We start from the raw sequence: 22,390 nt of genomic DNA, 5'->3' as shown, positions 1-22,390 counted from the left end.
ACCTACTTCTTTGCCGCTGTCTTTTTAGCTGCGGGTTTCTTGCGCTTGGCAGCAGTGCTCTTGGTGGAGGCCTCTACTTTCCAACCACCATCGCGATAAAAAGCACGCCAACCGGTCGCCTTGCCCTCTTCCTCAGATTGAACATATTGCTCCTGGGTTTTGCGGCTGAATCGAACTACGGTATCCCGCCCACTGTCATCTTGCGTCGGAGCAGAGAATAGGAAGCTGTATTTTGGATCGATCTCACTCTGGTGAGGCAGCAGCTCTTTAACCAGGGGCGCACGGGTCTCACGGTTTTTCGGGAACTGGCTGGCAGCCAGGAATAGACCCGAGGCACCATCGCGCAGGATATAGTGATCCTCAACTTTGATACAGGCCAATTCCGGCATGGGAACCGGGTCCATTTTCGGCGGCGCCGGCTGCCCATTTTTCAGCAGCTTGCGGGTGTTTTTACAGTCTTCATTGGTACAGCCGAAGTACTTGCCAAAGCGACCAGACTTCAACTGCATATCACTGCCACACTTATCGCACTCAATAATGGGGCCGTCATAGCCTTTAATTTTAAAAGTGCCCTGCTCAATCTCGTAGCCATTGCAATCCGGGTTATTGCCACAGATATGCAATTTACGCTGCTCATCTAACAGGTAGCTATCCATAGCCGTGCCGCACTTGCCGCAGCGGCGCTTCTCCCGCAGCAACCTGGATTCAGCTTCCTCGTCCTTATCCGCATCGACCGCCTCATCACCAGAAACCAGGTTCATGGTATTGGTACAACGCTCTTTTGGCGGCAGTGCGTATCCAGAGCACCCAAGGAATACACCGGTGGAGCCAGTGCGGATCTGCATATGGCGGCCACATTTGGTGCACTCAATATCGGTGTCTGTCGGCGTATTGCGACGCATACCTGCATCGGCAGACTGGGCTTTTTCCAGGCGCCCGGAAAAGTCCTGATAAAACTCATCGAGCAGTTGCTTCCAACCCTTATCACCGTCGGCAACCGCATCCAGGGATTCCTCCAGGTTTGCGGTAAATCCGTAGTCCATCAGGTTCTTGAAACTTTCGCTGAGACGGTCAGTAACAATATCCCCCATTTTCTCAGCGTAAAAACGACGGTTTTCCAAGCGGACATAACCGCGATCCTGGATCGTGGAAATAATGGAAGCATAGGTGGAGGGGCGGCCGATACCGCGCTTCTCCAGCTCCTTAACCAGGGCCGCTTCACTAAACCGCGCAGGCGGCTTGGTAAAGTGCTGCTTGGGATCCAGCTGTTGCAGGGATAGCTTTTCGCCGACCTTCACATCTGGAAGCACCAAATCTTCATCTTTTTTGCCGCTCGGTGGCGCAACTTTCAGGAAACCATCGAAACGAATAACTCGACCCCGCGCACGCAACTCAAAGTCACCAGCGCTGACCACGATTGAAGAGGAGGTAAATTGGGCGGGAGTCATCTGGCAGGCCACGAACTGCTGCCAAATCAGGTTGTATAACCTCTCCGCATCCCGCTCGACACCGGACAACATATTTGGGGCGATACGAACATCGGACGGGCGAATCGCTTCGTGCGCCTCTTGAGCGCCCTCTTTACTGCTGTAGCTATTGGGGCTTTCTGGAAGATACTTATCGCCGTAATTCTCGGCAATATAATCCCGTGCAGATTCCACAGCCTCTTTACTGAGATTAGTGGAATCTGTACGCATGTAGGTGATATGACCGGCTTCATACAAGCGCTGGGCCAGGGTCATGGTCTTCTTCACACTGAAGCCGAGACGGTTACTGGCCGCCTGCTGCAAGGTGGAAGTAATAAATGGTGCGCTGGGCTTGGAGCTGGTTGGCTTATCGTCACGGGCGGAAACAACAAACTCACTGGACTGAAGCTGCTTGGCAGCACTCATTGCCAGCTCTTCGTTGGTAGGACGGAAAGCCTCACCAGCCTGCTTTTTCACCTCGAGGCGCAGCTTGGAAGCCTTTGCCGTCGCCGTATCGGCAAACAGAGTCCAGTACTCTTCCGGGATAAACGCGCGAATCTCCCGCTCCCGCTCAACTACGAGACGGACCGCAACAGATTGCACACGCCCCGCAGACAAGCCTCTGGCCACTTTTTCCCACAGTAGAGGGGATACCATATAGCCAACGATTCGATCGAGGAAACGGCGTGCTTGCTGGGCGTTTACCCGATTAATATTCAGACGGCCGGGATCTTTGAAGGCCTCCTGAATCGCAGACTTGGTAATTTCATTAAATACTACCCGGCGGTAGCGATCGTTATCGCCACCAATTGCTTCACGCAAATGCCAGGCAATTGCCTCTCCCTCGCGATCCAAGTCCGTTGCGAGATAGATATGATCGGCGCCTTCGGCGAGTTTTTGTAACTCACTCACCACTTTCTCTTTACCCGGCAGTATCTCGTAGTGGGCTTGCCACTCGTGATCCGGGTCGATCCCCATACGCTTAATCAGCTGATCGCGGTTTTTCTTCCGCTTGTAAGCCTCTTTCGCCTCGGGGGAAAGCTTGCGTGTTTCCGCTGCACGACGGGCGCGCTCCTTTGCGTCAACCGGTTGTTTATTGCCCCCACCTGTGGGCAAATCGCGAATATGGCCGACACTGGACTTCACAACAAAGTCCTTGCCGAGATATTTATTGATGGTTTTCGCTTTGGCCGGTGATTCGACGATGACCAGTGATTTACCCATAAGCCTTTGATTTCAAATGAAAATTTACTGCTATTGCAAGTCTTTCAAGCCCTCTTATCGGGCTTGTGCTGCGCGAATATATAAGCCTCACTTCAAGCGCGGTCAAGCAAAGCTGACAATTTTCCACTCACAGTCACCAAATTTGGCACTGGGCAGTCCGCCTAAATGCGACTCAGTAGACGCTCTTTTACACCGCTAATACGGCAATCAAGACAGCCCCTCAGTCGCCGCGCGTGAACTCACTTTTCGAATAGCTTCTTCTATTAAGGGGGTGTACTCATCGAGCGACGCCATCAGTTTCTGGAAGGCTTGATTGCCTCCTGACTCCGGCCACTGAATACCGAGACCCACTGGTGTTGCAGTAATCGCACAGGCGTCCCGAGGGATTCTCTCCAGTAGCTCGCGCAAATATTTCCATGCCCCTTGCGGAGCTGGCTGGCCATCAGCCCAATCCCAAACACCGGAAAAATTCAGTTCGTGCTCAATCCGTTGTTTATCCAAAACCCACCCCACACTCAGGCCTTTGCGGTTCTGCCAGCGGTGATAATAGACAGCCGCAGTCCCATCACCCAACGCCGCAGGCAGCGCTTGGATTTGTACGGTAATGCCAGCCTGGGCCGCCCGGCTACGCAAATCTGCAAGACGGCTGTCACGGGCATTGGGCTTGAGCCACATCACCGGCCCCAGCACCAAAGCGATGGCAAATCCGACGATAATCACCGGCAACCAATCAGACATAACCACTCCTCATCAGTGGAAAAAAGTGACTATTGTGCGGTGTTCCGCGTGATCTATGTCAATCGGTTTTTTTTGCGGTAGACTCAAAATAGGTGTCACAAGGGTGTTTTTCACAGTCAATAAAAGGGATAGGAGCAGGTAAATTATGGCGAAATACCGACACATCCTCGTGGGCTTGGACCTGTCAAAAGAATCTTCTCAGGTGCTTGATAGGGCCGCTGATATGGCTGAAGCATTTGGTGCAGAGCTAAGCTTACTTCACGCCATTGAGCCCCTGACTTTTGCCTATGGCGGCGACATCCCAATGGACCTCTCCGAGGTACAGGACCAACTACAATCCCAGGCCAAGGAGCAATTGCAAAAAGCCGCCGATCGGCTGGATATCCCCGCAGATCGCCAACACGTAATACTCGGCCAGCCATCTACTGAGATTCATCGCTTAGCCAAAGATATCGAAGCTGACCTAATCATTATTGGCAGCCACGGTCGTCACGGCTTAGCGCTACTACTCGGCTCTACCGCCAACGGCGTTCTCCATGGCGCCAAATGCGATGTTCTGGCGATTCGGGTACATATGGAAGACGAATAATCCTTCAAAATTGGGGAGGGGGAAGCAGCAATAATTGCAGCTTCCCCTTCAACTTAGTCGTCTCCCCCCTCCAGCTCTGACCAGCGTTCAAATGCCTCTTCGAGCTGGGCTTGTCTTTCCGTCAGGGTGTTCAGCTTAGCCTGCACCAACGCCTGCTCCTGCTGATAAAAACTGGGGTCGGCAACCTCTTGCTCAATAGCCCCTATCTCTTCTTCCAAAGACTCAATCAAGGCGGGCAGGCTATCCAGCTCTCTTTGAAGCTTATAGCTCAGTTTCTTTTTCTTCGCCGGAGCCGCCTCCTGGGACTGGGGCTTTTCCTTTGGTTTTCTAGCAGCTGGCTTAACTTCTTTCAGCTCAGCGACAAAGCTGCCACCTTGGCGCACAAAATCCCCATAACCGCCCACGTATTCACGGATGCGGCCATCCCCCTCAAATGCGAGGCATGAGCCCACCACATTATCCAGGAAAGCACGGTCATGGCTCACCAGCAGAACCGTTCCGCCAAAGTCCAGGAGTAACTGCTCAAGCAGCTCCAGGGTTTCTACATCCAGGTCATTGGTGGGCTCGTCAAGCACCAAAATATTGGCGGGCTGGCTAAACAATTTTGCCAGCAAGGCGCGATTTCTCTCTCCACCACTCAAGGCGCTGACTTTAGTACGGGCTTTAACACCACTAAAAAGAAAATCGGCCAAATAAGACATTACGTGGCGGCTTTTACCACCAATAGTCACTGAGTCGCGCCCTTCGGCGACATTATCGAGCACAGTCAAATCGGGATTCAGCTGATCCCGGCGCTGATCGAAATAGGCCACTTGCTGCTTGGTACCCAGGCGCACACTCCCCCCCTGGGACTTTAGCTCTCCCAGCAGCAATTTGATCAGGGTACTTTTGCCGACACCATTGGGGCCTATTAGGCCAACGCGGTCTCCACGCATCAGCGTGAATGATAAATCCCTAATCAACGGTTGCTCATCGGGGTAAGCAAAAGTGACGCCCTTCAACTCAGCGACCAATTTGCCGGACATCTCACCGCTATCCAGGGCCATCTTGGCTATACCCTGCTGGGACCGGCGCGCTTCCCTTTGGCGACGCAGTGCTTGAAGCGCTCTTACCCGCCCCTCATTACGGGTTCGGCGCGCTTTAATTCCCTGCCGAATCCAGGTTTCTTCCTGCGCCAATTTTTTGTCAAACAAGGCCTCGTTTTTTGCCTCCTCTTCGAGAAGCTTCTCTTTTTCTTCCTGGTAACGATCAAACTTGCAGCGAAAAGTCCGCAAGTGTCCTCGATCTAAATCCCATACACTGGTGGCCAAACGTTGTGCCAATGCACGATCATGGCTCACAAACAAAAGAGCTCCACGATAGCTGGCGAGGAAATTCTCAAGCCATTCGACTGCAGCAATATCCAGGTGGTTGGTTGGCTCATCCAGTATCAGCAGATCAGGCTCCACCACCAAGGCGCGAGCCAGAGCAGCACGGCGCTGCCAGCCACCGGAAAGGTCGGCAACCTTTTCGTCTGCATCGAGCCCCAAACGATCTAATACACTGTCCACTTTCGGCAGCAGCTCCCAACCGTGAGCCGCTTCGATTTTGGCTTGTAGCTCTGCTGTGGGGGAGTCCCTGTACGCCGACAAAACAGCGCCTATTTCGCCCAACCCCATAGCCACATATCCGTAGACAGAGTCGGCGCAATCGGCAGGTAACTCCTGCTCCAAAACCGCTTGAACCATACCGCTGGCACGAACAATCTCGCCGCTGTCCGCGTCAACTTGCCCCGCGATCAAGCGCAACAGGCTGGATTTCCCCTCCCCATTACGCCCCACAAGGCATATACGATCTCCACGCTCAACTTTTGCGCTGACATTGTCTGCCAGTACCTGGGTCCCGTAACGAAGACTGACCCCATCCAATAGAAGCAACATAAATAGGCACTACAATTATCAAACCCGAACCTCAATCCCGCTGATGAAAGAAGCGAAGTCGGCTCTTTCGGGTTCTGTGAAAAATCAGCTATTTTACGCGTTTTTACCGTATAGTCAGTCATAGCTGGAAACACACGTCCAACTGAGGTAATTGAGATGTCAGCTGACGCAAAAGGAATCGCGCTTCTTTCTGCCCTAATCATCACCTGTCTCTGCACAGCCGTGCCCACAAATGCACAACCTGTTCAGGCAACCGCTATCGCACCGGAAGTATCCGAAGATGATCGTGCGGCGCAGAGAGAAAAGCTCCGCCAGGCCCGGCAGGCGATAAAATACAGGGATCGACGGCAACTTCGAGCACTTAAAGCTGAGCTCAAAGATTATCCCCTCGCTGCTTATATTGACTATTGGGCGCTCAGTGAAAAACTGTACCAACTGCCCTTAAAAGAAGTTGATCAATTCCTGGAGAGCAACAGAGGCACGGCTATTGGCGACTGGATGATGGTCAGGTTGTTGCGCCAACTCGGTAGTCAAAAAAAGTTCTCGACTTACCTGCGCTATTACCAACCTTCGCAACACAGTCGTACCTCCCTCCGCTGCTATTACGCCGATGCCCTATCGCGCCGAGACGGCTATCAGGCAGAAACACAGCAGTTGATATCAGAACTCTGGCTTGTTGGACGGTCCCAAGTCGAGGAGTGCGACCCCGTTTTTGCCCGCTGGATGAAAAACGGCGGCTTGACGCAGGAACTCGCTTGGAAGCGGCACCTGCTGGCAGTCGAAGAAGGCAACCTCAATTTGGCACGCTATATCGCCAAAAAAATGACGCCACCCCAAGCAGAGAAAGCCAAACTTTTACGCTCGGTCCATCTCACCCCACAGAAGCTTCTCACTGACACCAAATTCGCCTACAACCCATTGGAATATCGCGATATCGTGTTGCACGGATTGCACCAATTGGCGAAAAAAGACGCGATCAAAGCAGAAACTGCCTGGCACCGCTATCAGGCCAGCTACTTGTTTTCCGATGCCCAACAAGAAGCCATGTTCAAGCACTTGGCGCGTCAATTTGCTCGCCAGGATAATATGCAGCGCTTGCAACAGCTGGTTGAACATCACACAGTGACCGATAGCCGCACCATCGAGTGGCTAGCCAGACAATCCCTACGTGAATTAAATTGGCAACAGGTCGCGTTCTGGATTGACCGCCTGCCAGAGGAGAAACAACAACTCGACCGGTGGGTATATTGGAAAGCCCGCTCACTGGAAGAACTTTATGGCACAGGAAGTTCCGAAGCTTCCTCTCACCTTTACCGCAAAGCCGCCCGCAATCGCAGTTACTACGGTTTCCTTGCCGCTGATACCTTGGGGCAACAGTACAGCTTTGAGCACCGGCCGGCACCAATCACCCCCATTCAAGTGCAGGAGATGGCAAAGCGTCCCGAACTGCTGAGAGCCCGAGAATTACAAGCCATAGGCGAACTCTTCCATGCCCGAAGGGAGTGGAGCTATGCCACAAGAACTATGGACCACCAGGAATTGCTTGCGGCCGGCAAAGTAGCTAGCGCCTGGGGCTGGTACCACAAATCAATCCAGTCAGTGCTTGCGGCTGACTACCTCGACGACTTGGAACTGCGATTCCCACTCGCCTTTTCCGATATTGTTCACGATGTGAGCAAACAGGTCGGTGCCCAGAGCTCGGCACTAGAACCTTATCTGATTTACGCTGTAGCACGACAAGAGAGTCACTTTAGTCACGATGCAAAATCCAGCTCCGGGGCCCTGGGACTTATGCAATTGCTCCCATCGACCGCAAAAGCTACTGCGCGCAGAGCGGGGGTGCGCTATCGACGCAGCTGGGACCTATTGAGCCCCAACACCAATATTGCGCTGGGCAGCTTTTACTTAAGTAGCTTACTTAACCGCTTTGACAATAACCGTTTTCTGGCAGCCGCCGCCTATAATGCCGGGCCAACCCGCGTAGCGGGATGGCTAAAAGAGACCCGAAAACAGCTGCCCTATGATGTATGGATTGAAACCATTCCTTTCAGGGAAACGCGCAATTATGTGCAAAATGTACTCGCCTATTCAGTAATTTACGCTTACCGAAGCGGCACCAAGCTGCAGCTATTAAGGGAGAGTGAAGCTGCGAGCCGACTGTAATTTAAAGCCGCTCCTTCAGCCAATCTTGCAATTGCACCTGGTCAAACGGCCAACCGCAAACATCGTCGGGGTCTCCAAGGCCAACCACCGGAATGCGGATAGAAAAGCGCTCCATTAACGCTTCATCCTCGGCGATATCCACCTCGCGAAGACGCAAGTTGAATTTTTCCAGCGCAGGCCAAATTTCAATTTTGGCTTTTTCGCACAGGCCGCAACCCAAAGTGGTGTAGAGCAAAAGCTCTTTTATATCGCTCATCCAAAAACCCCCTGGCTGCTGCCCCAGAGATATCCCGCAACACTTAGCGCAAGCCCCACTATTAAAAGCCACGTTTTACTTTTAGCCTTTGGCTTATCGACTCCCTCAGGTACCTCCTCAGACAAACTGGGTTGCACCGCATAGGGGACTGTATCGGCTTCTCCAGAGACGGAGGTAGAACTGGGCAATTCGAACTCCGGCAAAGCCGGGCGTACAGCCGTGCGGTTGTTATCGTCAGCTGGGCCGACAATTGAAAAACTTAAAGTGTCGAGTCGAAGCTCATCGCCCCTGCGCACTCGACTCTCACTAACCTTTCTATTATTGACAAAAGTCCCATTTGCCGAACCTAAGTCAATAACGAACAGTAAGCCCTCCCTTACTTCGAGACGAGCGTGCCTACGCGAAAGATGAGAAAGCGAAAAAGTTATATCACACTCATCGGAGCGCCCAATTACCGCACTCTCTTTCACAGGGAACACCTTTCCTGCAATAGCCCGGTGATTGGCTCTTAGCGCCCAGGCAACGCCCTGATTCGAAGCAGCCTTAGGGGGGCCAGACTTGAGCTTAGTTACCTTCGGGTCGATTACCTGGAGTAAACGGCTGCCCACTTTGACCTGATCGTTTATTTTTAACTGGCACGGTGTACCAGTTGGCTGACCATTAAGCAAAACACGGGCCGCGCCCGACAAATTGTGCAAAGTCAGAACATCGCCATTAACTGCAATTTTAAGGTGCGACTTCGCTACGGAATCATCGGTAATACACAAGTCACTACTCTGCGCCCGCCCCACAGTTACTCCCGGCGATACCAGCCATACGCTCTGGCTGAGATCATTGACATCACAAAGTTTGAGCATCGAAATCGCTCCTAAAGCCAAAATGGCCGTGTGAAATTGGCCAATTATTGAAGACAGTGAGCTTAACTAATGTTAAAAAGCAGCCGAAACACTCACTTTTATTGATAAAGTTGAGTTTATCATGGGCGATATCATTAGCGTGTGATTCGGTTTGCAGCTTAAAATGGCCCAAAGGTCTAGTATTTAACAGATTCAGCGATGACCTACAAAGTGATCGGCAACTTGAATAAGCCGAGAGCACAACAGGGAAGAGGCGTGTGATTACCGGAGGGTTATCACCGTTAGAAAGATTAAATAAATTACAGGTAGTTGCACGCCAGTGAGTGAAGCCAAAGTACGCGAAGTATCACGGCACAGCGGGATAGTTCAGCATAGCAAAGACGCTACACGCAGTGCCGGCGCAACCCATACCGGCTATAAGCGTGAACAGAACGAAGATGCCTATTGGGCTGCGGAAGACAAAGGTATCTGGGTTGTAGCCGATGGCCTTGGCGGTCACCACGCTGGTGAACTCGCGAGCAAAACTGTTGTTGAAGAAATCCAAAAGTCAGCGGAAACTGACAAGCACTACGAGCGTGCCTTGCAAAAAGCGCACGCCCTTTTACTGGGCGATGAACAAACCACAGCCAATATGGGCTCTACTGCGGTCGTTGTTGCTGAAGAAGGTGACTACTTTCATATCTACTGGGTTGGAGACAGCCGCGCTTACCTCTGGGCTCCCGAAGGCACAATAGGGAAACTCACCCAACTAACCAGCGACCACTCCTACGTACAGATGCTGATGGATTCAGGCGCTATCAACTCCGAAGAAGCCGCGATTCACCCCAACCGGCATGTAATTACCCGATGTATCGGCGGTAGTACCAATCCCAAACTCGAAGTGGACCGAGTCTCCTATCGCTGGGCAGCAGGACAGAGACTACTCATCTGCAGCGATGGACTTAGTTCGGAAGTACCAGCAAACTCAATCAACCAGATATTGACGGAAAACAGTGATACCCACAGAGCAACAGAACTTCTAATCGCTGCAGCATTGGATGCAGGAGGCAAAGATAATGTCACTGTTCAGGTCATAGATGCCCCATCCACAGCGCAACCTTCTTCTACCGCATCCCTCACCCCAATTAGCGAGCCCACCCTGCCCGGCTCCACACTCAGAAAGTATCGCCCCTTCATTCTCCTCTTCACAGCCGCCTTAGCCACCGCAGTTGCCTACGGACTTTCAACTCTGCTTTAAGATAGGGAAAGCACTTCATGGAAGTCGTCAATAGCGGCACCTCTTCACTGCAGATACCGGGCTACCGCATCCTCAAGAAGATCAATCAGGGGGGAATGTCCTCAGTCTACCTGGCTATACAGCGCAGTGTGGGCCGGCAGGTGGCACTAAAAGTTATGTCGCCAGTACTGAACGCTGATCCAATCTTCAGTGAGCGGTTCCAGCGGGAAGCAAATATCGTTGGGCAGCTGTCACACCCAAATATCGTCGGTATTCACGATATTGGCCGCTACCGCAGCCTGAACTATATCGCCATGGACTACATGCCTGGGGGCTCGGTTGCAGAGCGTTTAAGCAAAGGTGGGCTTGAGCCTCTTGAGGCGCTTAATGTTGTGCGCCAGATAGCCATGGCCCTAGACCACTCCCACAGCAAGGGCTATGTACACCGAGACCTGAAACCGGAGAATATCCTGTTTCGCGAAGATGGATCGGCCGTGCTCAGCGATTTTGGGGTTGCCCGGGCTATCGCGAGAACCACCCGTATGACTAACAGTGGGATGGTTGTGGGAACCCCTCACTATATGAGCCCGGAACAGGCTCGCGGAGCAGCGGTTGACGGTCGTGCCGACCTGTATAGCCTGGGAGTTGTTTTCTATGAAATGCTCACAGGAGCTGTTCCCTATCAAGCAGACGAAGCCGTCGCCATTGCAATAAAGCACCTCACCGACCCAATACCACGACTGCCTGCCCGCTACGCACTTTATCAGGCTCTACTTGATCACTTCCTGGCCAAAGATCCGGATAAGCGATTTCAACGCGGCCTGGATATCGCCGATGCCGCAGATGATTTGGTTGCAGCCCTCGCTGGAAAGCCGGCCAACCAAATCAGCCAGCTCAACAATTCAACTTTAAAAACTTCCAGCTTGGCAAAAGCACTTGTACTGACCATTTACGGCAGTGTGGCAGACCAACTCGGGAGAGTTGCTTCCAGTTGGAAACGGAAGGAAACGCCCGAGAAGCCAGAGCGTAAGGAGCAGGATACTGTTGTACGCCTGCGGCAGTTCCTCGCTGAGCCAACAAAACACAAGCGCTCCTGGCTTATGAGCAGCTTTATCGCTGTTGGCCTTACCTCAACCTGGGGCCTGTATAGCATCGTTGATCACAAGGCCGGCTGGCAACTTGGACTACCTATATTGGACGGCGCTGCCGATTTTACAGCTGCCACCCTACTAGGTACCGCGGAGCAGCCTGCCAATATTGCTCCAAATTCAAATACAGAGTCTGCGCCAACTAAATCAGCAGCAGATGCCCTAAACTCACAGGTACAAGTTACCCAGCTAAATCTACCTTTCTCGCTCAATGCAGATGCACAACTACCCCTCAGTGGTAATCAGGCACTGATTGCCAGGAGTAATATTGAGCCCCCAAAAGTACTCACGCCTGAGCCTGCAGAGCCAAGAGCAGAGAACCAACCCAAGCTGTACAGCCTAACGATTAATACACAGCCTTCTGATGCCCGTGTGCGGATTATGAACATAGCCCCCCGCTACCAGCCGGGGCTTGAATTGAGCCCAGGCAAATATGATGTGGAAGTTAGTAAACGGGGCTTCAGTAAAGCTCGCCAGTGGGTCTTGCTGGAAGAACAAAACCTCGAAGTGGCGATCGAGCTGGAACCTGCCTACTTTATCGGCAAGCGATTTCAATCTGAATTGTCCTCAGGTGGCCTGGGCCCGAAAATGGTCGCAGTGGGAGCAGGCAGCTTTACCATGGGCAATAACCAGCGGCGACTGGCCAGCCCTGCGCACAGAGTAAATGTAGAGCAGGACTTTGCTATATCCATCTATGAGGTCACCTTTGCCGAATACGATCGTTTTGCCGAGGCCACCGGTAGTGCTAAACCCAGCGATGCAGGCTGGGGGCGCGGCGATAGACCGGTAATTAATGTGACCTGGCGGGACGCACAAAGGTATGTGAAGTGGCTGTCAAAGGAGTCTGGCAAGCAGTATCGGCTGGCCAGTGAAGCCGAATGGGAGTACGCAGCCCGGGGAGGCAGTACCCACCAATACTGGTGGGCTTCCAGCGACGTCCGAGGAAAAGCCAATTGTCGCAGAGGTTGCTCTAGCGAATTCACAAAGCTGTTCAGCATCAGTACAGCTCCCGTAGGTCATTATCAGGCGAATCCTTTTGGCCTTTTTGACACAGCAGGAAACGTGGCTGAGTGGGTGGAAGACTGTTACCAAGCTGGCTACAACCCAACAAAAACTACTTCAGCACCTATAAAGATTAACGGCTGCCAACTTCATTCTGTAAGGGGCGGCTCAATGCGTGATACCTCTAGTAAGATTTCTTCTGACTACCGAAAAGGCCTCAATGAAACCGCGCGCTCAAAGGATGTGGGGATACGGGTTGTAATGGATCTGAATGAATAGATCCGAGCTCACAGCGAATCGGGTTTCTGTGGTTGTACCGTCAACTTTCGCTATCTTTTTATTTATGCAAAGTTTTAGCTGAAAGCCGCTGGCCCAAATTAACCTAGAATTGAATTACAAGTAAATTGACACTGGACGGCGATTTACCTCCAGCTTGTAAAATCCCTCAATTTCAATGGTCAAAACCTATTCGACCTTAGGTATTTTAGGCCGGCTATTAAATCAAGCCGGCCATAAATCACTAAAGCGTTAGTACCACCCTACTTCAGCCGGAGCTCCCAAACATTGTGAATTTTTGGGTTGCGCTGAAAATCCTTATCCAAAAGGTTCAGCTTCTCTACCGAATATTCACTGGAAACGTCCTCGTCCATCTTAAAGCTGCGCAAGTTGTTGGAAAACACCAAGCGACCTTGAGGCGACAACAGGGACATACACTGACGAATCAATTTCCCGTGGTCCCTCTGAATATCTAATACCCCGCTCATCTTCGCGGAATTGGAGAAACTCGGGGGGTCCATAAATATTAAATCGTAATGGCCTTTCCTATTCTGTTGAGCAGATTCAAGCCACTGCAAACAATCGGCCTCGACCAACTGATGGCGATAAGGATCCATGTTATTAGCACGGAAATTTTGTCCCGCCCAGTTTTGATAGGTTCGCGACATATCGACACTAGTGCTTTGCTTGCAACCACCCAGAGCCGCTTGGACCGTCGCACTGGCGGTATAGCAGAAAAGGTTTAGGAATGTTTTACCGGCAGAAATCTCTCGTAGATATTTGCGCACCGGGCGATGATCGAGGAAAAGCCCTGTATCCAGGTAGCTCCACAGATCTACCGCCAACTCAGCACCATACTCCCCAACCCAGAGTCCCTTTCTGGATTCGGTCTGCTTCTGATACTGACTTCCACCCTTACCTCCGCCCTTGTGGCTGTGGCGACGGCGCTCTTTAATACTGATATTCGCGCGAGGCAATTCGAGCACGGACTGAAGGGCCCTTAACAAATCGCGCAAGCGCCCCCGAGCCTTCTCTTCCTCGATAGTGGCCGGCGGACGATACTCCTGCAAATGCGCGTACACGGCGCCATCCAGGGTTTTATAGATATCGATAGCCGCAGCATACTCAGGCAAGTCCGCATCGTAGAGGCGATAACAATCCACGCCACCCCTCGCGGCCCATTTACCCGTAGTGCGCAGATTTTTGCGTAAGCGGTTCGCTACCATCTCCGCCTGGGGTGAAAGCTTCGGCCCAGTATCTTCACTCGCCGCCGCTCCGCTTTGCCCGCGAACCTCAAACATCAGCAACTGACTGGGGATACTGCCATTGTATAACTGGTACTGCTTATGAGAGCGTAAACCGGTGGCATAACCCAGTTCCGGATTGCCGGTAAACACACCGACCAACCAGCCCGGGAACTCCGCCTTTAACTGCCGCCCCAGTTCAAAATAGGTCTCCCGCAGAGCTTCCTGCTCACCCAAGCGCTCACCGTAGGGCGGGTTTGTCAAAACCAATCCCGCTTTGACTTCTCTATGGCTCGGTACCCTAAATCCTGCTACTGGGCGGCAACTCACTCGCACCTGGCGCTCCAGACCGGCCCGGGCAATATTAGCCTCAGCCGCAAACAAGACTTTCGCATCGGCATCGTAACCGCGAATCTCTGGCAGTTCGCGCGCCAGGCCAACGCCTTGACGCTGCAATGCCTCTTCGCGAAGCTCGTTCCAAATATCGCTTTGATGATTTAGCCAGCGCTCAAAACCAAAGCTATCCCGCATTAATCCCGGTGCCATATCCGCAGCGATCATCGCCGCCTCCACCAGAATAGTGCCCGAGCCACACATCGGGTCGAGCAAGGCTCCACCCTGCTCAGCAATCTTTGGCCAGCCGGCTCGCAGCAACAGTGCTGCCGCAAGGTTCTCTTTCAGCGGGGCTGCACCGATATGGGTTCGGTAGCCACGGCGATGCAAGCTGTCACCGCTTAGATCGATGGCGATATCCAACTTATCCCGATGCAAGCGCAGGGCAACCATCAAATCTGGATGATGTTTATCAATACTTGGGCGGGCTCCCGACTGGCGGCGAAGGCGGTCGACAATGGCATCTTTTGCTTTTTGAGCACCGAACTGACTATTGCGGATCTCTCGGTTGGTCCCAGAGAATTGCATCCACAGCTTGCCCGAGGAGCGAATGTGGAGCTCCCAGGGTTGCTCGGCAACTGCTCGGTACAGGTCTTCAGCGGTGGCTACATGCACCTGCGACAAACGCAACATAATGCGGTTTGCCAAGCGACTCCACAGACAGCAGCGGTAAGCCAACTTCAGGGGGCCGGAAAAATACACTGCCGCCGGCTGCTCCCTTACAGACCCTGCACCCAGGTCACGTAATTCATTAGCGAGCAGTCCCTCTATTCCCTTGGGACACGTAGCCGTAAACTCAAATTCTTCGGTTTGTAAATCTGTCAAAATACTTACTCATTAAGCTCCTCCTGTGGAGGAAGTTTTGTGCGCCAATAAAGACCGCCCACTTAAAGCTGCCGGCAACGTCTGCGCCGCCAGTACGCACAAATAAAACTTGGAGGCAAAACCTTTACCGCCCCCAACTAGGGAAATTGAGCATTATCGCCTTGCCCAAAAGAGGACGATTATCCCATTTTGTGGCAGAAGAGAATACGCCCTGCCGTTAATTACTACCTGCCCCATAAGTCATACTGTCAACTAGAGATGTTTTCCGATTCCCACGCAGCCACTTTACTCTTACTAATAAGGTGGATTGGGTCGGTCCGTTCAAAGACTTATTTCCTTCACTAAAATTCATTGAGAGACACCCCCAAATAGAGCCGTTTGCGAACCTGCCGACAAACTGTCCACAGACCGACAAAGTAGAGGTGCCGTATACGATGAAACGCCAAAAACGAAATCACGCCGACAGGGCATTTTACAAGGGCTATTTGGCAGCCCTGAACAACAAGTCTATGGATAGCTGCCCATTTGTCGAAGAGGATCCTCATCAGGAGTGGATCAACGGTTGGCGTGAGGGGCGGGAAGATTACTGGAATGGCTTCGACAGAGTGACCAAGGCGCAAAAACTGGAAATTTATGGCGCCGTTTCTACCGACATCCAATACCCTGACGGGTGGAGTACCATTTAGCGATGGCAAGGGGGCTTATCGTCAAAAGCCCCCCTTTTCCTAGCAGTCAGCAACTGATACAGCTTACCCTTGCTCTGATCGGCGGCGCTCCAAAGCAATTGCCTCTGCCGCCTCACGAATCAATTCAGGCCCCCGATAGATAAAACCGGTGTACATCTGTACGGCGGTCGCCCCAGCACGAATCTTTTCAGCCGCACTGTCACCATCAAAAATACCGCCAACCCCAATAATCGGGATCTGCTTGCTCAACTCTTTCGATAACAGCTCGATGACCTTGGTGGATTGCGCTCTCAGGGGTTTTCCGCTCAAACCGCCCTCTTCGCTACCATGGGGCAGCTTGGCGACTGAAGACTTATCGATCGTCGTATTGGTAGCGATCACCCCATCGATATCGTACTCACACAGCGCCTCGGCTATCTGCGCCACCGCATCGCCTTCCATATCCGGGGCAATCTTGACGGCAACAGGGACGTAGCGATCACTCTTTTGAGCCAGCTCCATCTGCTTGTCTTTGATGCTGCCCAGCAAGCGATTGAGACTGTCACCAAACTGGAGGTCACGTAGCCCTTTGGTATTGGGAGAAGAAACGTTGGCAGTGATGTAGTCGGCGTAGCGGTACACCTTCTCCATACACAGGCAGTAGTCATCGGCGGCCTTTTCCACTGGAGTATCAAAGTTCTTACCCACATTGATCCCCAAAACACCGCTATAACGGCGCTTTTTCACTCTTTCAATCAGGTAGTCAACACCGAGGTTGTTAAAACCCATACGGTTAATAATCGCATCGGCCTCTTCCACCCTAAACAGCCTTGGCAGCGGATTGCCGGGTTGGGGGCGCGGTGTCACGGTGCCCACTTCAACAAACCCGAATCCCAGGGCTCCGAAACCATTAAAGGCCTGCGCATTCTTATCCAGACCAGCGGCCAAACCAACCGGGTTGGGTAGAGTGAGCCCCATCAACTCGACCGGATCATCCGGGACCGACTTTTTGTACAGGGACATCAAACCGAGGCGCTCTGCAGCGCCAATGGCATCAATCGACAAATGGTGGGCCCGCTCAGGGTCAAGCGCAAACAGGGCTTTACGCAGTGTTGAATACATACCTTTCCTTACGTGGGGAGGCGAACCCTTCAGAAAAACGAAGGGCTCTATCTTGTGATGACGATACTACAGGGGCCTTTGAGCGGCCCCTGGGCTCTATTCCGCTACTGTTCTGCCAGAGTTTCCCGGTCCGCAGTGGCGTGGGCGAGATACATTAGCTCGCGCAAAGCCACAGTGAACATCGCAAAGTCACCGACAGAAGTAGACTTCAACTCGGCAATCATATTGTGCCAGCGTTGAATTGCGGGCGCCATGATAGCGCTCCAGCGGGACATTGCACCCTCTACATCAAGATTTTCAGCCTTGCCCAAGCGGAGAATGTTCACCGCCAGTGTCGACAACTGGCTGTCCAGGTCATCCATACTGGTCTCCCGGGCCTGCGCCTGCCAGAAGCTGTCTACCGGCAAGTCGACGATCAGATTGCCAAACCAGTGCAGGTTCAACTCATCCGACAACCTGAAGTAAACCGTGGCAACTTCCTCTACGGGCGTATCGCTAGCTCGCGCCGACTCAGAAATACCCAGTGCCGAGTAGAGGTAGGTGGGCGACGCCGACAGCAGGGACAGGGCCTCTGGTACCCCTGCTTCCAGGAGTTTCTGGTAGCGCTGCTCCCATTCGTTAAGGGGCTCGCCACTTAAGACCTGCGGCAACGCTGTAATAACCCGCTGTACCGGCTCCTGGAACAGCTCGCAGTTGGTAGCTGGCTCCAACTCATTGCGGCGATTGCGCAGGAACCACCGGGTTGCCCGGCGCACACGGCCTATCATCGAGTTCAGCAGTTCTGTTTGCAGCTCCGCTGGCACCTTGTAGTCCAGCGCAGCCAGCTGCTCCTGGAAGTCGTGCATCTCGTACACATCACGAGCGCTGACATAAGCGGCAGTTACATCGTTCACATCGGCGCCAGTGGCTGTACCGATACGGTTGTAGAAGGTGATACCCATACTGTTAACCATCTCATTGGCGACCTGGGTAGCCACAATCTGGCGCAACAGCGGATGGTCATAGACTTGGTCGCGATAACGCTCGACCAATTTTTCCGGGAATGCAGACTCAACCGCAAAACGCACCCGCTCATTGTCGGTGATTTGTGCATTTTGCAGCTCTTCTTTCAACTTGACCTTCACGTATGAGATTAGAACCGATAATTCAGGGCGGGTCAGGGACTGCCCTTTGTGCTCGCGTTCAGAAATCTGCTCGTTATCAGGAATAAACTCCAACGCGCGGTTCAATCGGCCGTCGTCTTCCAAAGTGTTGATGGTTCTGCGGTACTCATCCAGGCGCTTGGCAACCTGATATTCCGCCACACTGAGGGCAAAAGTCTGCTCATAGTTATTGTGCAGCACCAATTCACCGACAGCATCGGTCATCCCATCCAGCAGCTCATTGCGCTGCTTTTCAGTCAAATCACCCTGGGCAACAACTTTATCCAGAAGGATCTTGATATTTACCTCGTGGTCAGAACAATCCACACCGGCCGCATTATCGATAAAGTCGGTGTTACAACGCCCGCCATTGAGAGCAAACTCAATACGCCCACGCTGGGTCATACCCAGGTTGCCGCCCTCGCCAAAGACTTTGGCACGCAACTCCCTACCATCAACGCGCAAGTGATCATTGGACTTGTCACCAACTTCGGAGTCCGTCTCGGCAGTAGCCTTAACATAAGTGCCAATACCGCCATTCCAGATCAGATCCACCGGCGCTCTGAGCAAGGCACTAATCAGCTCGTTGGGGTTCAGTTGATCCTGTTTGATATCAAACGCTTCTTTCATTTCAGGCGTTATAGCAATGGCCTTGGCGCGACGCTCGAAGATACCGCCACCTTTGGAAATTAATTTACGCTCGTAATCCCTCCAGCTCGACCGGGGCAAGTCGAACAAACGCTGACGCTCTTTAAAGCTGGATTCTGCATCCGGATTGGGGTCCACAAAAATATGCAGGTGGTTAAAGGCTGCTTTCAGGCAGATATGCTCAGACAACAGCATGCCGTTACCAAAAACATCTCCGCCCATATCGCCAATACCGACAACAGAGAAGTTTTCTTTCTGGACATCCACCCCCATCTCACGGAAGTGGCGCTGCACCGATACCCAGGCTCCACGGGCTGTAATGCCCATTTTCTTATGGTCGTATCCCTGGCTGCCACCGGAGGCGAAAGCGTCGCCCATCCAGAAGCCATACTCCCCGGCAATGCCGTTGGCAATATCTGAGAAAGTTGCCGTCCCTTTATCCGCAGCTACTACCAGGTAGGGGTCATCCTCATCCCGACGAACAACATATTTGGGCGGTACAACTTCGCCATCTTTTAGATTGTCAGTGATATCCAAAAGGCCACGAATAAAGGTTTTGTAGCAGGAGACTCCCTCTTCCATCATGGTTTCGCGGCTGCCATCGGTAGGCGGACGTCGAACGACAAATCCACCTTTTGCACCACTGGGTACAATAACTGCATTTTTCACCGCTTGGGCTTTTACCAGGCCCAGAACTTCTGTGCGGAAATCTTCCAGTCGGTCAGACCAACGCAGGCCTCCACGAGCGACTTTACTGCCGCGCAAGTGCACACCTTCCACGCGAGGGGAGTAAACAAAAATCTCAAACTCCGGGCGGGGTTCGGGAATGCCGGGAATATCCCGGGGACTGAATTTGATCGAAATATAATCCTTGGGCTGCCCTTCATCATCCACCTGGAAGAAGTTAGTGCGCAGGGTCGCCAGGATTAATTCCAAATAACGGCGCAGAACCAAATCTTCATTCAGGTTATCAACCGTATCCAAACCATCGTGAATTTTAGCGATCAAGCGCTCGACACGGGGCTGCTCCTGCTTACCAGTGCTTAAACGGGGATCGAACATCGCCCTAAACAAGGCTACCAGGTTGCGGGTGATATCCACGTGGCTGGCCAGGGTAGCGGCAATATAGCTCTGGCTGGCACCGGACTTGGTTTGCTTCAGGTAACGGGCGTAGGCACGAAGCATGGATACTTCGCGCCAGTTAAGGCGGGCGGCCAGCACTAGGCGATTGAAGGCATCGCTTTCCGCCGTGTGATTCCAGATCGCCGCGAACGCATCCTGGAACAGGCCACGGGATGCTTGCGCATCAATTTTGGTGGGCAGACCAAATTCCAGATGGAATTCGTGCATCCACACATCGGTATAGCCACGGGGGCGAATCGTATAGGGGAATTCACCAATAACCCGCAAGCCCAGATTTTCCAGCACGGGAATCACGTCGGAGAGCGTCAGGCCGCTGCCCCAGTTGAATACCTTGAACCGCAGGCTGCCCTGGGCGGCCCCCACCGGCTGGTAGAAACTCATTGCTACCCGGTTATCTTCACTGAGACTCTGAACGGCTGCTACATCCTGCACCGCAATACGAGGCTCAAAGTCTTCACGGTACCCCGCCGGGAAGGCGCGGCCAAAAGTACGATAGAGACGGCTGCCCTCTTCTTCCCCGCTATTTTCAATTAGTGATCTTTGGAAAACATCTTCCCAGGAGCGGGTAATATCCACAATTTGCGCCTCCAGCAGCGCGACATCAAAATCAACAGGCTCATCGGGGGACACGCGGAAAACAAAATGAACCCGCGCAAGAATGGATTCGGAGAAGAAAGTGGTGAAGTCCGAGTCCTTCGCATTAATCGCTTTGGCAATATGCGCGCAAATCACCTCGCGCACATCACTGTTAAACAGCTCACGGGGAACGTATACCGTGGCAGTAACGAATTTACCAAAGGGGTCGCGACGCATAAACAGACGAAGGTGAGCCCGCTCATTTAACTGCAGCACACCAATTACCACGTCAAACAGCTCTTTGGTGCTGCCCTGGAAAAGTTCATCCCTTGGGAAGGTATCGAGAATCCGGCGCAGGGCTTTGCCATCGTGCCCCTGCCCGGAGAGACCGCTAGACTCTATGATCGAGGCCATCTTGCGGCGAATAATCGGAATTTTCGCCGGGCTCTCGGTGTAAACCGGCGAGGTATAAAGCCCCATAAACGCCGCTTCACCAATCACCTCGCCCTCGGTGTTGTAGCGCTTAATCATCACGTAGTCCGAATAGGCCGTGCGGTGCACCCGGGACTTAACGGAGGACTTGGCAAATGTCAGGTAATTGGGCCCTTGGTAGAAACGCTGCTTGCCCTCACTAAAAGAGGTTTCCAGCATCGGCGCGGCTTCTTCCAGCTTTTTGAAAATACCGAGCCTGCGGTCTTCAACTTCATTGAGGATTTTTTTATCCCCGACAACACTGAACTCGTATTCGCGATACCCCAGGAAGGTGAAGTTACCGTCGCGCATCCACTGCAAAAATGCACTGGCTTCCAATAGGTTGGTGTCTTCGTCTGGAAGTCCCGCCTGTAACTGTCCCTCCATTGCGCTGCAGGTTTCCAGCATCGGGACATAGTCGTCCACTACCAGCTCCACATCGCCGAGTACGTCTTTTAAGCCAGTCATCATGCCTGAAGCGAACTCAGATGAAGTGTCGTGATTAATCTCGACATAAATCATCGCTTCGTTAGTAATGCGCTTCCCTTTTGCCTGCGGCTTTTCACCCAGTAACTCTTCCTCTGGCGGCAACAGGCGAGTCAGTTTCCCCTTGGCATCGCGCTCGACTCGAACTACCGTACTCTTTATCGAATGAGTCACTGTATTTCGGCGATTGATCTCCATGCGAATGGAGTCCACCAGGAATGGCATATCCCGCTGCAGCACACCAATGACCGTATGCGAGCACTCCCAACCATCGTCTTCGAGGCGGGGGTTAAAAACCTTCACCTTGGGTAGGCCGCCCGGGCGTTGTTGAATAAAGTTCCACCAGGTGTATATGCAGCCATAGACGTCAACAAGACGACGACCGGCCAGATCCTCTAATGGGTACTGATTGAGGAACTGCTGGGCAAAAGCCACAACGGGTTCGGCTTCGCTGGTCAGCTTGTCACGAATCAGCTCGCAAATCTGCGCAACTAATTCTTCACGGCTGTCGGTAATAACCGTCGCCATATTCACGGGGAACCTCCCAATCTCATTTTTGTCACATCGAATCCAAACACTGTAGATCCGAAAAGGTCATCATCTCAGCCCATACGCAGCTGCAGGGTCGAGTCCTAAAAATTACACTTTCAGTCAGACAGTGAGGAGAAGTCCATTCCACCTCAGAATCTAGTCGGCTCGGCAGAGGCCTACGTCTCAAGAGTTGCCTCTTCATTTGGTGCCGCTAAAATCATCAGTCGCCACCTTCTCGGCGGCGACTATATATAGATGGTAGAAAGCCAGCCAGGTCCGTGCGGCGGCTA

The 22,390-nt window shown here is 52.6% G+C and carries 13 protein-coding genes; 5 read left to right on the top strand and 8 right to left on the bottom strand.

The features are described from left to right. Nucleotides 1–2: 2 nt before the first annotated feature. A complete protein-coding gene (gene topA, locus ACJJIR_RS07905) occupies nucleotides 3–2,690 on the bottom strand; it encodes a type I DNA topoisomerase (RefSeq protein ID WP_282932318.1) in 2,688 nt (895 codons plus the stop codon). Nucleotides 2,691–2,897: 207 nt separating this feature from the next. Continuing rightward, nucleotides 2,898–3,428 (bottom strand): hypothetical protein, encoded by a 531-nt coding sequence (locus ACJJIR_RS07900; protein WP_444907928.1) that lies wholly within the window; start codon nucleotides 3,426–3,428, stop codon nucleotides 2,898–2,900. A 145-nt stretch (nucleotides 3,429–3,573) separates the two neighbouring features. Between ACJJIR_RS07900 and ACJJIR_RS07895 the strand changes: the two genes are divergently transcribed. Beyond that, nucleotides 3,574–4,017, top strand: coding sequence for a universal stress protein (locus ACJJIR_RS07895; RefSeq protein WP_282932316.1), 444 nt, complete (start codon nucleotides 3,574–3,576; stop codon nucleotides 4,015–4,017). 53 nt (nucleotides 4,018–4,070) lie between these two features. Here ACJJIR_RS07895 and ACJJIR_RS07890 read toward each other — a convergent pair whose 3' ends face one another. Next, nucleotides 4,071–5,936 (bottom strand): ATP-binding cassette domain-containing protein, encoded by a 1,866-nt coding sequence (locus ACJJIR_RS07890; RefSeq protein ID WP_444907927.1) that lies wholly within the window; start codon nucleotides 5,934–5,936, stop codon nucleotides 4,071–4,073. A gap of 156 nt (nucleotides 5,937–6,092) precedes the next feature. Here ACJJIR_RS07890 and ACJJIR_RS07885 point away from each other — a divergent pair, with 156 nt between their 5' ends. Then, nucleotides 6,093–8,099 carry a transglycosylase SLT domain-containing protein gene (locus tag ACJJIR_RS07885; RefSeq protein ID WP_444907926.1) on the top strand — a complete coding sequence of 669 codons (2,007 nt, stop codon included), beginning with the start codon at nucleotides 6,093–6,095 and terminating at the stop codon, nucleotides 8,097–8,099. 1 nt (nucleotide 8,100) lies between these two features. Here the strand turns inward: ACJJIR_RS07885 and ACJJIR_RS07880 are convergent, their stop codons facing one another. Both ACJJIR_RS07880 and ACJJIR_RS07875 read right to left on the bottom strand, forming a co-directional pair. Then, on the bottom strand, nucleotides 8,101–8,355 hold the full coding sequence (locus ACJJIR_RS07880; RefSeq protein WP_413662439.1) for a glutaredoxin family protein: 255 nt from the start codon (nucleotides 8,353–8,355) through the stop codon (nucleotides 8,101–8,103). Continuing rightward, the gene (locus tag ACJJIR_RS07875) at nucleotides 8,352–9,212 is read right to left on the bottom strand and encodes an FHA domain-containing protein (protein WP_444907925.1); all 861 of its coding nucleotides are present in this window, start codon (nucleotides 9,210–9,212) and stop codon (nucleotides 8,352–8,354) included. Before ACJJIR_RS07875 ends, ACJJIR_RS07880 begins: the two co-directional genes overlap by 4 nt. 319 nt (nucleotides 9,213–9,531) lie before the next feature. Here ACJJIR_RS07875 and ACJJIR_RS07870 point away from each other — a divergent pair, with 319 nt between their 5' ends. Both ACJJIR_RS07870 and ACJJIR_RS07865 read left to right on the top strand, forming a co-directional pair. After that, a complete protein-coding gene (locus tag ACJJIR_RS07870) occupies nucleotides 9,532–10,449 on the top strand; it encodes a PP2C family protein-serine/threonine phosphatase (RefSeq protein WP_444907924.1) in 918 nt (305 codons plus the stop codon). Nucleotides 10,450–10,466: 17 nt separating this feature from the next. Next, nucleotides 10,467–12,857, top strand: coding sequence for a bifunctional serine/threonine-protein kinase/formylglycine-generating enzyme family protein (locus tag ACJJIR_RS07865; protein WP_444907923.1), 2,391 nt, complete (start codon nucleotides 10,467–10,469; stop codon nucleotides 12,855–12,857). A gap of 260 nt (nucleotides 12,858–13,117) precedes the next feature. Here the strand turns inward: ACJJIR_RS07865 and rlmKL are convergent, their stop codons facing one another. Further along, nucleotides 13,118–15,316, bottom strand: a complete 2,199-nt coding sequence (rlmKL, locus tag ACJJIR_RS07860; RefSeq protein ID WP_444907922.1) for a bifunctional 23S rRNA (guanine(2069)-N(7))-methyltransferase RlmK/23S rRNA (guanine(2445)-N(2))-methyltransferase RlmL — start codon at nucleotides 15,314–15,316, stop codon at nucleotides 13,118–13,120. Between the two features lie 434 nt (nucleotides 15,317–15,750). On the opposite strand from rlmKL, the gene rmf reads away from it, so the two are divergent. Next, complete coding sequence (gene rmf, locus ACJJIR_RS07855; protein WP_108733677.1) at nucleotides 15,751–16,002, top strand: ribosome modulation factor; 252 nt, start codon at nucleotides 15,751–15,753, stop codon at nucleotides 16,000–16,002. Between the two features lie 63 nt (nucleotides 16,003–16,065). Here rmf and ACJJIR_RS07850 read toward each other — a convergent pair whose 3' ends face one another. Together ACJJIR_RS07850 and ACJJIR_RS07845 are read right to left on the bottom strand one after the other, a co-directional pair. Next, nucleotides 16,066–17,103: a quinone-dependent dihydroorotate dehydrogenase gene (locus ACJJIR_RS07850; protein ID WP_444907921.1), complete on the bottom strand. Its 1,038-nt coding sequence runs from the start codon at nucleotides 17,101–17,103 to the stop codon at nucleotides 16,066–16,068. 104 nt (nucleotides 17,104–17,207) lie between these two features. Then, a complete protein-coding gene (locus ACJJIR_RS07845; protein ID WP_444907920.1) occupies nucleotides 17,208–22,103 on the bottom strand; it encodes an NAD-glutamate dehydrogenase in 4,896 nt (1,631 codons plus the stop codon). Nucleotides 22,104–22,390 lie beyond the last annotated feature (287 nt).

The organism is Microbulbifer maximicatervae (SeqCode) (assembly GCF_052467385.1).
Note: the sequence above shows the minus strand (reverse complement) of the source record. Positions and strands in the feature narration are given on the sequence as shown.